This window comes from Dryocola sharpae, from assembly GCF_051307055.1.
Classification (GTDB): Bacteria; Pseudomonadota; Gammaproteobacteria; order Enterobacterales; family Enterobacteriaceae; genus Dryocola.
On sequence record NZ_CP149994.1, the window covers coordinates 2,103,060 to 2,117,765 of the forward strand.

At 56.9% G+C, this 14,706-nt stretch carries 10 protein-coding genes; 4 read left to right on the forward strand and 6 right to left on the reverse strand.

The window, feature by feature from the left end; all coding sequences use genetic code 11:
- Positions 1 to 4 precede the first annotated feature (4 nt).
- On the forward strand, positions 5 to 2,977 hold the full coding sequence (locus WLO31_RS10200; protein WP_435930583.1) for a virulence factor SrfB: 2,973 nt from the start codon (positions 5 to 7) through the stop codon (positions 2,975 to 2,977).
- Positions 2,974 to 5,145 (forward strand): virulence factor SrfC family protein, encoded by a 2,172-nt coding sequence (locus tag WLO31_RS10205; protein ID WP_435930346.1) that lies wholly within the window; start codon positions 2,974 to 2,976, stop codon positions 5,143 to 5,145. Before WLO31_RS10200 ends, WLO31_RS10205 begins: the two co-directional genes overlap by 4 nt.
- Positions 5,146 to 5,229: 84 nt before the next feature.
- On the opposite strand, the gene WLO31_RS10210 is transcribed toward WLO31_RS10205, so the two are convergent.
- The 3 genes from WLO31_RS10210 to guaD form a co-directional block, all read right to left on the reverse strand.
- Complete coding sequence (locus tag WLO31_RS10210) at positions 5,230 to 5,502, reverse strand: hypothetical protein (protein WP_435930347.1); 273 nt, start codon at positions 5,500 to 5,502, stop codon at positions 5,230 to 5,232.
- A gap of 505 nt (positions 5,503 to 6,007) precedes the next feature.
- A complete protein-coding gene (gene dcp / locus WLO31_RS10215; RefSeq protein WP_435930348.1) occupies positions 6,008 to 8,053 on the reverse strand; it encodes a peptidyl-dipeptidase Dcp in 2,046 nt (681 codons plus the stop codon).
- A 143-nt stretch (positions 8,054 to 8,196) separates the two neighbouring features.
- The gene (guaD, locus tag WLO31_RS10220) at positions 8,197 to 9,522 is read right to left on the reverse strand and encodes a guanine deaminase (protein ID WP_435930350.1); all 1,326 of its coding nucleotides are present in this window, start codon (positions 9,520 to 9,522) and stop codon (positions 8,197 to 8,199) included.
- 297 nt (positions 9,523 to 9,819) lie between these two features.
- Here guaD and ydfG point away from each other — a divergent pair, with 297 nt between their 5' ends.
- Together ydfG and WLO31_RS10230 are read left to right on the forward strand one after the other, a co-directional pair.
- A complete protein-coding gene (gene ydfG, locus WLO31_RS10225) occupies positions 9,820 to 10,569 on the forward strand; it encodes a bifunctional NADP-dependent 3-hydroxy acid dehydrogenase/3-hydroxypropionate dehydrogenase YdfG (protein ID WP_435930351.1) in 750 nt (249 codons plus the stop codon).
- 93 nt (positions 10,570 to 10,662) lie between these two features.
- Entirely contained in the window at positions 10,663 to 11,349 is a 687-nt protein-coding gene (locus WLO31_RS10230) for a GntR family transcriptional regulator (RefSeq protein ID WP_435930352.1), read from the forward strand.
- A gap of 39 nt (positions 11,350 to 11,388) precedes the next feature.
- Here the strand turns inward: WLO31_RS10230 and WLO31_RS10235 are convergent, their stop codons facing one another.
- From WLO31_RS10235 to WLO31_RS10245, 3 genes are read right to left on the reverse strand one after another with little or no spacing between them, the layout of a single operon-like run.
- On the reverse strand, positions 11,389 to 11,712 hold the full coding sequence (locus tag WLO31_RS10235; RefSeq protein WP_435930354.1) for a YdbL family protein: 324 nt from the start codon (positions 11,710 to 11,712) through the stop codon (positions 11,389 to 11,391).
- Between the two features lie 13 nt (positions 11,713 to 11,725).
- Positions 11,726 to 11,917: a YnbE family lipoprotein gene (locus tag WLO31_RS10240; protein WP_435930356.1), complete on the reverse strand. Its 192-nt coding sequence runs from the start codon at positions 11,915 to 11,917 to the stop codon at positions 11,726 to 11,728.
- Positions 11,914 to 14,556, reverse strand: a complete 2,643-nt coding sequence (locus WLO31_RS10245; protein WP_435930357.1) for a YdbH family protein — start codon at positions 14,554 to 14,556, stop codon at positions 11,914 to 11,916. The genes WLO31_RS10240 and WLO31_RS10245 overlap by 4 nt, the downstream gene beginning before the upstream one ends.
- Between the last annotated feature and the right edge of the window lie 150 nt (positions 14,557 to 14,706).

Sequence of the window (14,706 nt, forward strand, 5' to 3'; positions counted from 1 at the left end):
CCTGATGCTTGCCAACCTGTTCCACTACAAGCCGAGCGTTACGCTCATCAAAGACAGCGGCATTCAGCTTCTGGATTTTGGCCTCGCCCCACAGCCAAACGCTCCGCACACCGGGCGTTTTGTGCGCAAAACCGCCAACGGCCCGCTGCTGCGTCTTGATTACGACGTAGTGCCCGGCAGGTTTACCCTGTCTGATACAGACGGCGGCGCGCCGGAAGTCGTGAAGCCGGAAAGCACCCTGACCCTCGGCCACTCGCTGAAGGTGCTGGATAAAACCTGGCTGCCGCTGCCGTTTCAGCGTTTTAACCCGCCGCGTACTTTTGTGGGCGGGCCGGATAACTGGGCGCGGGTGCAGATCCGCTGCCTTGAAACACCGGATTCCGCCGGGAATACGGTGCGCGTAAGCATAGCGCTGGATACCAAAATTTATGCGGATGACGCCTCCGCCTCCCATCTTGCGCCAACGCAAAACGATGTTCGTAACGGCGCCCGTTTTGCGCTGGCCTGGCAGAACCAGGAAATCCATGATTTCCTCGACCAGACCTGGGTGGACGGCTGGCTGCGCGAAGTGTTCACGCACTACGTCACGCAGCATGAATCGCGTACCGAACGTGAAATCGCCACCGCGATGAAGATGTTCGAATATCAGGGACACTATCTTAATATTCTTGAGATGCTGGGCGCCCAGCTTGCCGTGCCGGAAGTGAAGATTGTCGCCGCGACCCTGCAATCCCCTGCGATCCCCGTCGATCTGGTGCTGGACGTGGGCAACACCCATACCTGCGGCGTGCTTATCGAAGATCATGGCGAAGCCAACGACGGCCTGCGCCAGACGGCAGAGCTGCAAATCCGCTCCCTGAGCGAACCGCAATTTATCAACGAGGCGATGTTTACCAGCCGCCTTGAGTTTTCAGAAGCCAAATTCGGCAAGCAGCATTTCTCCGTGGAAAGCGGCCGGGATGACGCGTTCGTCTGGCCGTCGATTGCCCGCGTGGGCAGCGAAGCGCGCCGTATGGCGAGCGAACGTCTCGGCACGGAAGGCGCCAGCGGCATTTCCAGCCCGCGTCGCTATCTTTGGGATGAGACGCCGGCGGGCCAGGACTGGCGCTTTAGCCAGATGGGCGTAAAAACCCAGCGCGAACCGCTCGCTACCGCCTTCCCGCTGATGAACCTGATGAACGACGACGGCCAGCCGCTGTATGGCCTGCCGATGGACGAACGCTTGCCCGTCTTCTCGCCGCAGTACAGCCGCAGCTCGTTGATGACGCTGATGCTGTGCGAGCTGCTGGCGCAGGCGCTGATGCAAATCAACAGCGTAGGTTCACGCCAGAGCATGGGGCACCTTAACGCCCCTCGCCAGCTACGCAATCTGATCCTCACCCTGCCTTCCGCCATGCCAAAACAGGAACGCGAATTGTTCAGCCAGAGGATGCGCGAAGCCGTGGGCCTTGTGTGGAAAGCGATGGAGTGGCATCCGGCGGACGAAGGCTTTGAACTCGAGCGCGACAAAGAGAAAAGCGTGGTGCCGGTGCCCACCGTACATATGGAATGGGACGAGGCCACCTGCGGACAGCTCGTCTGGCTGTATAACGAAGCGATAGTGAATTATGCCGGACAAAGCGGGACGTTTTTCCGTCGGCTGGCGCGGCCGGATCGCATGCTTAGCGAAGATGAGCCAGAGGGCAAAACCCTGCGCGTCGCCTCCATCGATATTGGCGGCGGCACCACGGATATGGCTATCACGCAGTATCAGCTCGATGACGGCGTGGGCAGCAACGTGAAGATTGCGCCACGTCTGCTGTTCCGCGAAGGCTTCAAAGTAGCGGGCGATGACATTCTGCTGGATGTCATCCAACGCTGCGTGCTGCCCGCCCTGCAGGCGAAAATTCATCAGGCGGGCGTGGCTGACGTTACCGGACTGATGACCACGCTGTTTGGCGAGTCGGGCCGCATGGACACGCGCGGCACATTGCGTCAGCAAACCGCGCTGCAGCTGTTTATCCCGCTCGGCCACGCCGTGCTGAACTACTGGGAAAACAGCGATCCGGACGACCGGCAGGCGACGCTTGAAGCCACCTTTGGCGAGCTGTTAACCAGGCGCCCGACGGACAACGTTATTAACTATGTCCAGCAGGCCGTACAGCATGCGCTGCCGGCGGACGCCCCGGCGTTTGATCTCTTCAGCGTACCTGTTCAGGTGGAGCTTGCCGCTTTGCAGGAAGCGCTGATAGCCGGGCAGTTCACCCTCACCGCGCCGCTACAGGCGCTGTGCGAGGTTATCAGCCACTACTGCTGCGACGTTTTACTGGTCACCGGCCGTCCCGCCTGTTTGCCCGGCGTGCAGGCTTTACTGCGCCACCTTCAGCCGGTGCCGGTAAACCGTATCGTCTGGCTTGATAACTACCAGACCCACGAATGGTATCCGTTCAGCCAGCAGGGCCGCATCGGCAATCCGAAATCTACCGCCGCCGTCGGCGCTATGCTGTGCAGCCTGGCGATGGATTTACGCCTGCCCGGCTTTAACTTTAAAGCCGCTGATATTCAGGCCTACTCCACCGTGCGTTATCTCGGCATGCTCGACGGCAATAACGTGCTGAGCGAAGAGAACGTCTGGTATCGCGATATCGATCTTGATAACCCGAAAGCCACGCTGGATACCCGCCTGCACTTCCCGCTGCGCGGCAATGCCTGCCTCGGTTTCCGGCAGCTGGATAACGCCCGCTGGCCCGCCACGCCGCTTTATACGCTGGCGATTAACTCGCCAACCCTTGCGAAATCCATCGCGGGCGACGGCGTGCTGAACGTGCGCTTACAGCAAACGCGCGAAGCCAACGCCTTTGTGTTAGCGGAAGCCTGGCTGCAGGACGGCAGCAAGGTGCCGCTCAATCAGCTAAGTTTTAAACTTAACACCCTCGCCGGCAGCTACAGCGGCGCAAGCCATTACTGGATTGACAGCGGGAGCGTCTACCAAAAATGAGTCAGCCAACCGTGAGTCAACAAAAAGCCGTGCTGCATAACCTTGCGAACTGGATCCAGGATACCCGCGCGCATGCGCCGTTACTGGAAAACGAAGCCGACAGCCTGCTGGCGCGGTTATTGCCGCTGCAGCGCCGCCAGCATCAGCTCGCCGCGCTCGCTGAGCAGCCGCTAACGCTGGGTTTATACGGGCGTTCCATTGCCGGTAAACATCATTTACTCAGCGCGCTGCTGGCGAATCATGCCGGACGCATTGAAATTACGCTTGGTGAAAAAACGCTGGATTACCTGACGCATATTAATCCGGGTCATGCCGCTGCTACGCCAGCCGTTCGTTTTACCGCCAAAGCCGCCCCGGTTAGCGAGAATTTTCCGCTGCTGCTGACTTTGTTTAGCGAAAGCGACGTGACGCAGCGGCTAATCCGCGAATATCACGCCCAGCCTGAACCCCGTATCGCGCAATCCAGCGTGATTGCCGCACGTCTTGCCGAGCTGCAAACCCGACGCCAGGCGCAGGTTATGCCGGGGATTTCCGGCCAGCAGCTTTCCGATATCGCGCGCTGTTACCATGCGCAGGTTCGTCGTCAGCACTATCCCGACGACGCGCTCTGGCAGCAGATGGCCGATCTTATCCCCTGGTTAACGTCAGCCGATCGCGTTTCGCTGCTGGCCTTGCTGTGGGGAGATGACGCTGCTTTAACGGCGCGGTGGCAGCATCTGAGCGATACGCTGCATCATATAGGCGAAACAACCCGCTTCCTCGCTCCGGCCAGCCTGCTGGTCGACACTTTCCTGCTGCCCGCCGAAGGCTTTCTGATCCCGGCGCCGCCCGATGAGCCGGCATTGCAGGCTGACGTGATGATCTGCCCGTTGTGCAACGATGAGGCAGGATCCCCCGTCAGCCTGGCGCAGCAGGATCTGCTGGCGCTTTGCGCGGAAGTTTACCTGACGTTAAGCAACGCTCCCGCGCTCAGCGAGGTGGATATCATCGACATTCCGCTGGCGCAAATTGATTATTATACCGACCGGCTGGAGCCGGATACGCTGCTGGTCTGCAATGCAGCTACCGAGCGTGCGGAGGTAAAATCCGCCGGTACGTCGCTTGCCCGCTGGGTGGATAACACCCAGGGCGCCCAGGCTACCTTGCCCGGTTTAATCTGGACGATCACCCCATTCGACGCCCGTTTTACCCACGGGGTGAGCGTGGACGACGGCGTACAGCGTTTGATCGGCCAGGCAGGAAAACGTTGGGGAACGTTGCAGGCGCTGGACAGCCGCAATATGCATCGCCTGCTGGAATGGCTGACCGATGCCATAAGCAGCGAGCGTCGCGCCCAGCGCACAGCGCTGCTGCAAAACGCGCTTGCAGCGCAAACCGCTGAGCTGTTCCAGCGGTTCAGCGCCGCAAATAATCCCGCGCCCGATGCGGCCCGCAAGCAGGCCGAAGACCTGGTTCGCGCCCTGCAGGCCAACGCCGCGCTGCACGGCGAACTGCTGGCGAACCTGGTGCCGGAGCGCCATGCCCTGCAGCAATGCTGGCAGCGTCATCACCATCAGCTAACCAAAAAGCCGGCGGGCTTCCAGCTGGATATCGATCTATTTGCCGAGGATGACGGTGAGGATCTGCACGACGTTAATCCTGTAAGCTACGCGCTTGAAGTGCATCAGCTATGGGTTGCGCATCTGCGTCGTCTGGCGCAGCGACCGGAGGTGGCTCAGCTTTTCGGGCTGGATATTCCCAGGCTTCATACGCTTTGCGATTTGCTGATTGTCGCCAGCTATCGTCTGGATTTACCGGGCCTGCTTAACGCGTCGCTGCAGTCTGGCGATGGCGGTATGGCTCAGGAAATTACCTGCGCGAGCAATGTGTTAGGTGATTTCGTCAACTGGCTCGGCTACGCCGGCGTACCGCAGTCCGCTCGCCCAGCAAGCCGTGTCAACAAAGGTGCGACGGTGTTCGCTCCGGTAGCCCAGGCACAGGCGTCTAAGCGCCTGACTAAGCTTAGCGAAACGCCTGCGCGCGGCAACGCAAGCTACGTTTACGACTGGCTGGTGGCATTATATGCGCGCGCGATTGAGAACATCGGTTATCGCCATCCGCACGATATTAGCGATTTGCATCGGGAGAAGCTGCGGGAGCTGTTAAGCGCTACCCAGGCCGAAATTTAACCTAAGCATAATTGCCCGGCGGTATATTTATCTCTCCCTATTGTTCCCTGGGGTATGCGATATGATATCCGCCGGCATGACGGCTCAGCGTGAGAGGATAAACGCTATAACTAAACCGACAACTAAAACGGCACAGTAGAAGAAGACATTTCCGGAGTATTCAGACAGGGCATTAAGATGTTCCTTACCCTCTTTATTTAATTTCTGCACAGCATCTTTTTCATTATCCGCTTCTATTATATGAGGATATTTAGCAAAGCCCTTGCTTTTCAGTTCGCTGGTAAGCGCACGTGTTACCTGATCCGCTATGACCACTTTTGATTCTTTGTCTTTAATAAAAACTATATAGTTATTCATGCCTCGTCCCTTATAAATAAATACTATCCCACGCTCCAGAATGTTCTTACTCATCAGATGCTATCACTTTTAAATATTAAGGAATATTATAAGTATTGTTGCCAGTGAGCCAGCGGATAAGTTCTGATACAGCTTCATGAGCAGTTTTTACTCTCGCCAGATAACGCTTGTACACGGCTTGCTAAACCCTGCGCAAGAAAAGTTAACAATTCTTTATAGGTACTAAGCATCCTGTCTAAAGAATACTCGCATTAAGGAGGGAGAATCAAATTTTTATTCCGTGACAAGAGTCGCGAAATATAGATTTTATGTTTTTCAGTGACTCATTCCCTATCGTATAAAATAAAAGTGCGCACATACTTGAGCTTGTAAATATTAATGGAGCAGGTAATAGATATAAGGAATGCGCTGGCACGACAGAATAAACTGACCCGCGTTATTACATTCAGGGTGATGGCGCTCAGGATGTACATTTAATGTTTCTGACCAGCATCACCCTTAATAATTACTCGCTTAACCCACGATTTTTCAGCATCGGTTCGCTGTAAGGATCGTGTCCGCGCCAGTCACGGTAAAGCTGGGCCAGATCGCTGCTGTTTCCTCGCGATAAAATCGCCTCGCGGAATTTCTGTCCGTTTTGCGGGGTTAATCCGCCCTGCTCCACAAACCACTGATAGCCGTCGTCGGCCAGCATTTGCGTCCAGATATAGGCGTAATAGCCCGCCGCGTAGCCGCCGCCAAAAATATGCGCGAAGTAACTGCTGCGGTAACGAGGAGGCACCTGCGGCAGATTAATCTTCTCTTTTTCCAGCGCGGTGGTTTCGAACTGCGCCACGTCGGCCACCTCTGCTCCCGGCTGCAGGCTGTGCCAGTTCATATCCAGCAATGCGGCGGCGAGCAGCTCCGTCATGTCGTAGCCTTTATTAAACTGGGCTGCCGTGAAAAGTTTTTCGCGCAGCTGCTCCGGCATCGGTTCGCCTGTCTGGTAGTGACGGGCATAGTTGGCGAAGACTTCCGGCTGGCGCGCCCAGTGTTCGTTGATCTGCGACGGGAACTCAACGAAATCGCGCGGCGTATTGGTGCCGGAAAGCGTGGCGTAACGCTGCGTGGCAAACAGGCCGTGCAGAGTATGGCCAAACTCATGGAACAGCGTCACCACGTCATCCCACGAAATCAGCGCGGGTTCTCCCTCCGCCGGTTTTACATAGTTGCAGACGTTGTAAATAACGGGATCGTTTGCAAACAGGGTTGATTGCTCGACAAAGTTTCCCATCCAGGCGCCGCCGCCTTTGCTGTCGCGGGCGAAATAATCGCCGTAGAAAAGCGCCATGCCTCGTCCGTCTTTATCGAAGATCTCCCACACGCGCACGTCCGGGTGATAAGTCGGAATATCAAAACGCTCGCTAAAACTCAGGCCAAACAGTTTGCTCGCAGCCCAAAACATGCCGTTTTCCAGCACGCTGTTAAGCTCAAAGTAAGGCTTGATCTGCGCTTCATCGAGATCGTATTTCGCACGCCGAACCTGCTCGGCATAAAATGCCCAGTCCCAGACTTGCGCCTCGAATCCGCCCTGCTGCTCGTCGATAACCTGCTGAATATCGCCCAGCTCGCGCTGCGCGCGGGCGGTTGCCGCAGGCACGATGTTGCGCATAAAAGTAAGGGCGGCCTCCGGCGTTTTCGCCATCTGATCGGCGATTTTCCAGGCCGCGTAATTCTTAAACCCTAACAGCTGTGCCTGTTCGGCACGTAAAGCTGCAAGCCTTGCCACGATGGCACGCGTATCGTTGCCATCGTTTTTCTGCGTGCGCTCCCAGCCTGCTTTAAACAGATTTTCACGCGTCTGGCGGTCGGCCAGCGATTGCAGCGCGGGCTGCTGGGTAAAGTTCAGCAGCGGAATCAACCAGCTATCCGCAAGGCCCTTATCCGCTGCGGCCTGTTTAGCCGCGGCGATTTCGCTGCTGCTTAAGCCCTCAAGCTGATAAGCATGATCCAGCACTAACCCGCCTGCTTTGCCTGCTGCATGCAGGCGATGATTAAACTGGCTGCTTAGCTGAGCCGCTTCTTTATTAAGCTGCTTCAGGCGAGCCTTCTGTTGGTCGTTTAAGGTGGCGCCCGCAAGCTTGAACTGTTGCCAGACAACCTCCGCCAGGCGCAGGGATTCGGCGTCAAGATCCAGCGTGTTGCGCTGCTGGTAAACTGCATCGATACGCGCAAAAAGCGCGTCGTTCAGCCGAATTTCATCGTTAAGCTCTGCCAGTTCACTGGCAAACTCTTCATCAAGCTGCTGCAGATAATCGTTGGTGTGCGCCGCCGTCATGGCAAAAAAGACGCTGGTGACGCGGGAGAGCATTTGCCCGGTTTGCTCCAGCGCAAGGAACGTGTTTTCAAACGTTGGCGCGTCGAGATTCTGAGTAATAAGCGCCACTTCGCCGAGTTTGCGGCGCTTTGCTTCATCAAACGCCGGACGATAATGGGCGTCATTGATTTCATCGAAGCGCGGGGCCTGATACGGCAATAAGCTGACGTGATAAAACGGGTTTTCCGTTTGCATGCTGCACTCCCGAATAAGAAAAGTGTTCTTTTATAGCTTATGCCGCCCCCTGATACACGGCAATAATCTCTGTCGCAATCGCCACGGCGATTTCAGCGGGAGGCTCTCCTTTTAGCGCGTGGCGGTATTCGGGCGCTTTTTACTTAAGCCGGAAGCGGATCGTACGGCCAGACGCGTTTACCGTTCACCCACGTTTCCCGGATATTGCGGTCGTCTCCGAGCATCATCAGCACAAACAATTTTTCGTAGATATCGCTGCTGTTGGCGTAGCGCAGCTTTTGCAGCGGCGTCACGGCGGGATCAATCACCACAAAATCCGCCTCCTTTCCGGCCTGGAAATTACCAATTTTTGCGTCCAGATCCAGCGCGTGCGCGCCGCCCAGCGTGGCGTGATAGAAAGCTTCGCTGGCGCATAAACGGTAGTTTTGCAGCTGCGCGACTTTGTACGCTTCGGCCAGGGTTTGCAGCATATTGAAGGTCGTTCCCGCTCCAATATCGGTGCCGATCCCCATGTGGACACCCTTCTGCCGGCAGCGTTTGAGATTAAACAGGCCGCTGCCTAAAAACAGGTTAGACGTCGGGCAAAAAGCCAGCGAGGAGCTGGTGCGATGCAGGCAATCCCACTCGCAGTCCTGCAGGTGCACGCCGTGGGCAAATACGCTGCGTCTACCGGTAAGCCGATAGTGATGATAAACGTCCAGGTAGCTGTCGTGCTCGGGCCACATCGCTTTCACCCACTCCACTTCGTCGCTGTTTTCGCTCAGGTGGGTATGCACCCAGATATCCGGGAACTCTTCCCGCAGCTGTTGTACGACGGCCAGCAGTTCCGGCGTGGAGGTCGGCGCAAAGCGCGGTGTTAAGGCGTAATTCAGGCGGCCGCGTTTATGCCAGCGCAAAATCAGCTCACGGGTTTGCCGGTAACTTTGCTCCGGCGTTTCGGTCAGGTAATCCGGCGCGTTTCTGTCCATCATTACCTTTCCGGCAATGATTCGCATGCCGAGTTGTTCCGCCGCGTTAAACAGCGCGTCTACAGACTGCGGGTGCACGGTGCCAAACACCAGCGCGCTGGTAGTGCCGTTGCTGAGCAGCTGGCTGAGAAAAAAGTCCGACATCCGAACGGCGTAATCGTGGCTGACGAACTGGCTTTCCACCGGAAAGGTATAGGTTTGCAGCCAGTCGAGAAGCTGTTCGCTATAGGCGCCCATCATTTCCGTCTGCGGATAGTGAATATGGCAGTCCACAAAGCCGGGGAGAATGAGCCTGCCGCGATAGTCGAGATAATCCTTTGCGTTACGCAGCTGCTGCTGCCCTTCTTCCCAGGGTAAGAGCGCAGCAATGACGCCCCCGTTCAGAAACAGCAGGCCGTCGGCAATATGGCGGGCGCTGGCCGCCAGATTTTCCGCCGATGCGCCAGGCTGTGTGATATCGAAGAACTGCCCGCGTAACGCTTGCGTATAATTAACCACCATCGCAGTACCTGTATAAATTCAGAAGAAGTTATTTAGTTATAGCAACGTTAATGCCAGCCTTTGATTTAACGTTAAGCGTTAAGAGATTAACAAACAAAGCGCCTGTTTGCCGTCTGGAGGCAAAGGATTGCCCTGGGGCCGACCGGGAAATACGCTGCGCTTGTCGCACCCGGAAGCGGCAGTTTCGCAGTACCGCCGCACCAGAAGCGTACGGCGCGGCTCTTACAACTTCAGTTATCGCAAGTCCTTTGCGGCATGCTAAGGTATGACGACGTAAAAGCGTTGAGGAACAGTGACATGATTATTATGGTAACCGGCGCCACCGCTGGCTTTGGCGAGAGCATCACCCGTCGTTTTATCGACAATGGCCATAAAGTGATTGCGACCGGCCGTCGTCAGGCGCGCCTGCAGGAGCTGAAAAATGAGCTGGGCGACAGCATTCTGACGCTCCAGCTGGATGTCCGTGACCGCGCGGCTATTGAGCAGGCAATGGAACAGCTGCCGGCCGAATGGCGTGAGATTGATATTCTGGTGAATAACGCAGGCCTGGCGCTGGGAATGGAGCCGGCGCATAAGGCGGACCCGGACGACTGGGAAACGATGATCGACACCAATAATAAGGGCCTGGTATATATGACCCGCGCCGTCCTGCCGGGCATGGTGGAACGCAACCGCGGGCACATCATCAATATCGGCTCTACCGCCGGAAGCTGGCCGTATGCCGGTGGCAACGTTTATGGCGCGACCAAGGCATTTGTACGCCAGTTCAGCCTCAATTTGCGTACCGACCTGCATAAAACGGCCGTTCGCGTGACCGATATCGAACCGGGCCTGGTAGGCGGCACCGAGTTTTCCAACGTGCGCTTTAAAGGCGACGACGGAAAGGCGGATAAAACCTACGAAAACGCCAATGCGCTGACGCCGGAAGACGTCACGGAAGCCGTCTGGTGGGTGGCGACGCTGCCAAAACACGTCAATATCAATACGCTTGAAATGATGCCGGTGAGCCAGACCTTCGCCGGGCTTAGCGTATACCGCGAAGAATAACGGCCCTTCCCTGCCCGGCGCGCTGTCCGGGTATGGGAGATTTCGCAAATAAGTGTTAAATTTGCATAGGTTTTCTAAATAAGAAATAACGACATGCCTTCATCTTCGGTTCTCAATCCTTCGCTGCCCGTTAACCAGCAAATTTATCGTATTCTGCGTCGCGACATCGTTCGCTGTCTGATTCCGCCCGGCACCCCGCTTTCTGAAAAAGAAGTATCCGTGCGTTTTGACGTTTCCCGTCAGCCCGTGCGGGAAGCTTTTATTAAGCTTGCGGAAACGGGGCTGGTACAGATTCGTCCCCAGCGCGGCACGTACGTGAATAAGATTTCCGTCAGCCACGTGAAGAACGGCTGTTTTATTCGCGAGGCCATTGAGCGCGCCGTGGTGAAGCGGGCCGCAAGCATGGCGACCGAAAGCCACCTGTATATGCTTGAGCAGCTTTTAAATCAGCAGCGCGTTGCCATTGAACGTAACCAGCTGGATGATTTTTTCCAGCTCGACGATGAGTTTCATGAACAGCTGGCGCTGGTGGCCGATTGCCGCCTGGCCTGGGATACCATTGAAAACATCAAAGCGACGATGGACCGCGTGCGCTACATGAGTCTCGACCATGTTTCGCCGCCGGACATGCTGCTGGCGCAGCACTACGCTATTTTTGAAGCGCTCAGGAAGCACGACGAGGATGGCGTGGATCAGGCCATGCACCGCCATCTGCATGAGATTAGCCAGTCGATTCTGCTGATCCGCCAGGAAAACAGCGACTGGTTTAGCGAAGAGTAAAGTAAGGCGCCCACGCTTGCGATATCAGCGTGGGCCCGGTTATTTTTTCATCCACCTTCCGTTGATACCGCGCACATACTCTCCCGGCGGCGCACGCGTCACCAGCTTTTGTCCGGCAAGCTTCGCGACCTCATCCACGGAAATGTTATTGCTGTCGGCCAGCTGCTGATAATGCGACGCCCTTGCCTCGTTGATGCTTTTCACCAGCGCCAGCGTTTCCTTATCCTGCCTGACGGGCGCGATGTAGCCGCTGAGCGTTTCCCCTACCAGCCCCTGCTGACGCGCCTCGTTCAGGGTTATGGCCCATAGCGGCTGGCTGATCAGCAGGGCGGAAAGCAGCGCGCCTTTGATTACGGTTTTCATTAGTCGCCCCTCATCAGAACAGGTCGCTGCGGCTTTTGAGCAGATTTTCCACATCCTTATCCACCTTGATGTGAATTTCATGCTCGATTTTCACGTTCATGTTGATGGTAATGGGCTCTTTCGGCGCGGCTACTTCAATGCGCGGCGTACAGCCCGAAAGCAGCAGCGTTCCGGCCGCCAGCCCTGCGGCGATAAAAATTCTCATTCTCTTTCCTCACATGCTGTGCCGGTTCTCTGGCAGCGCGCATCCGGCAGCGCGGCGTGCTGTTCCAGCCAGGCCTGTAAATTGTCGCCAAAGCGTAAACTACGCCACAGCGTAAACAGGTTTTCCTGGTGGGTATAGTTAAGCTTAACGGTGTTTTTCTTGCCTTCCACGCGGCTTATCCCCGTCACGCTTGCGCTCATTGACACCACGCCCAGATTATCCAGGTTGATTTTCGTCCATGAATGCGAAATTTCCATGTAGCGCAGCCAGGTTATGGCCGCGCCCGCCGCCATATTATTGGCGACGATGGCGTCGGCCATGTCTTTATCCATACGAAACGTCAGCGGGCCCGGGTTGGTGAGCCAGCCATCTTTGATAATCCATTGCGGATGGTTAAGCCACAAAGGCAGCGCGCCGGTAACGCGTCCGGACATGGTAAACTGTTTGGGATTGATTGCCGTAATCAACTCGCTCGAGGAAATATTCTGTAGCCGAAGCAGCGCGGCGTCCCGCTGCGGCATACGGAGCTGCTGCATGAGTATTTTGCCGCCCAGGATATCAAGGCTAACGTTGCTTAGGGTCAACGGCCGCGTGTCGCTCCACGGATACCAGCCTTCAAGATCGGCGGTAACGTTTTGCGCGGTCACCTGATTTTTCACTTCGCCGATACGTAAGGTTACCGGACCATGCGTGCCCAGATGCCATGTCGACTCGCTAAAGCGAAACGGCAGAACAAAGTCGACGCCGTTGATCTGGTTATCCGGCAGCCATACGCTCCCGCCCTTCACCACGCCGTGCCCGCCGGCTTCGAAGCCTTGACCGCTCGCGGCGGAAAAGGCGATTTGCGCATAAAGGCTGCCATCTTTCAGATCCATCTTCCACTCCGGCGGGATAAGCGGCTGGAAAACGGTTAACGTCTGTTCCGGCCACCAGGCGTTACCGCGCAGGCGTTCGCCATCCCAGCGGCCCAGCACGCGCACCGGGCCAATTTTTCCGGCATGGAGCTCGCCCTTAAACTGAAAAGAAGAAGGATCTTCGCCGCTGACGCTAAATTTTAGCGTTGAGGCAGGTAAGACGCTGCCGCCGGTAAACGTTGTGCTGCCCGCATCCAGCGACAGAGCGCCGGTAAAAGAAGGATGTTCCGCCGCGCGCTGCCAGCGCACAGGTTTTTCCAGCGTCAGACGCGGCTTGTCCATCAGCATTGAACCGTACTGCAGCTTGTCGAATCCCGTTGAGAGTGAGGTCAGCGCAATAATAGCGTCGCGCCACTCGCCTTTGCCGCTCATATCCCAGCGGGCGTTCATCGGCGTGAACGCGCCGTTGCCCCAATAGCGCCATCGCCACAGCCCGGCGTCCGGGAGGAAATTTTCGGCTTTGCCGTCAAGGTGTAAGACCAGGTTGCCCATCTCATTTTCGTGAGCGCGAATAATAGCCTGCAGACGCCCGTCCACGCCCTGCTGCGTGAGACGCACGCCCGCCAGCGGCCAGCGGATTTCGTCGATATCCAGCGAATCAATCACCCGGCCCCGGGAGCGCAGCAGCGCGCCTGGCCTGAACAGCAGCTGTGGATCGCTCAGGGCGCCGCTCAACTCGCCGGGCAGTACCGCATAGAAGACGAGCTCGTCCTGCTTGGCTTCGCCTGTCAGCTGTAGCGGCAAGGCGCTGTTTGTCATGCTCAGCTTGCCCGGTCCGATGTTCAGCACCGCGTTGCCCTTGCCGGCGCGACCCTGCGTCACCACGTTCATGCGCCCGCTAAACGTCGCGTTTTCCAGCCCCTGCTGCCAGTCATCCACGCGCAGGGCGATGCCGCCACGCAGCGGAAATCCCTGATACGGCCAGTACCACTGCCCGCCGTTGATTTCGAAGATCTTCTGGCTGATGGTCCAGGGCAACGAGAGCAACGTTTCGCCGCCGCCTGGTTTGCGCAGCGTTAAAGCGCCCTGATCTTCATGCCAGTCAAGCACGGCGTTGACAGGCTCAGACGCCTGCGGAATGCGCAGCGCGGTGGTTATGTGCCCCTGTTCCGGCAAACCGTTCGGCACCAGCGCAAGCGTAAATGTACCGGCCAGCTCAACGGGGTCCATCCCTTCGAATGCGCTAATTTTCAGCTTCTGTAGCTCAAGCGTCTGGCCTTTCAGCTCTGCCTCAATGGTTAGCAGCGGCCCGGAATAGCGCACCTCCTGTTGCGTCGGCGTCAGCGAGACGCGCAATCCACCGGCAAACTGCTGCCAGGGCGTAACGTTCACTTTATCAATGGTCAGCAGCGTATAGGGCAGCATGGACTGCCATTGGGCAAGCGTGCGCGGCGCGGCGGGGCTGGAATCATCGGCAGGAATTTTACTGATGCAGTCGGGGTTAAGGGTGAGTTCGTTCACATGCAGTCGCCAGCGGCTCGGATGACTGAGCCTGGCGCTTTTCAGGTTGGCCAGTTCGCACTCCCCGGCCAGATAGCGCAGATCGGGAATGATAATCGCCCCGCGGCTCAGGCGCGGGCTGGCCTCCATGGCAATTCGCGTCCCCTGCGGAAGCCAGATGCCGGCAAGCGTCGGCAGCCAGTAGGCGATGGTCAACAGCAGCGTCAGCGGGAGCAAGATAAGCGTCAGTGCCAGGGCAATAATGGCTTTATATTTACCCTTCATGGGCGGTTAATATCCTGATTCAGCGACAATTTATGCCGAAATATGCCATGATTCTGTCATGATTCGGGCCGGGCGTGAAGTCGACGCCATCGTCTAAGCTTAGATGAGCGATACCGGACGGGCCTGCGCCGCTTGTTAAAACTTATTTTT

Coding starts and splice junctions, on each gene's coding strand:
- WLO31_RS10240 (WP_435930356.1), bottom strand. CDS start 11,917: ATGAGAATTTTTATCGCCGCAGGGCTGGCGGCCGGAACGCTGCTGCTT.
- guaD (WP_435930350.1), bottom strand. CDS start 9,522: ATGGTGGTTAATTATACGCAAGCGTTACGCGGGCAGTTCTTCGATATC.
- WLO31_RS10245 (WP_435930357.1), bottom strand. CDS start 14,556: ATGAAGGGTAAATATAAAGCCATTATTGCCCTGGCACTGACGCTTATC.
- WLO31_RS10230 (WP_435930352.1), top strand. CDS start 10,663: ATGCCTTCATCTTCGGTTCTCAATCCTTCGCTGCCCGTTAACCAGCAA.
- WLO31_RS10210 (WP_435930347.1), bottom strand. CDS start 5,502: ATGAATAACTATATAGTTTTTATTAAAGACAAAGAATCAAAAGTGGTC.
- WLO31_RS10200 (WP_435930583.1), top strand. CDS start 5: ATGCTTGCCAACCTGTTCCACTACAAGCCGAGCGTTACGCTCATCAAA.
- dcp (WP_435930348.1), bottom strand. CDS start 8,053: ATGCAAACGGAAAACCCGTTTTATCACGTCAGCTTATTGCCGTATCAG.
- WLO31_RS10205 (WP_435930346.1), top strand. CDS start 2,974: ATGAGTCAGCCAACCGTGAGTCAACAAAAAGCCGTGCTGCATAACCTT.
- ydfG (WP_435930351.1), top strand. CDS start 9,820: ATGATTATTATGGTAACCGGCGCCACCGCTGGCTTTGGCGAGAGCATC.
- WLO31_RS10235 (WP_435930354.1), bottom strand. CDS start 11,712: ATGAAAACCGTAATCAAAGGCGCGCTGCTTTCCGCCCTGCTGATCAGC.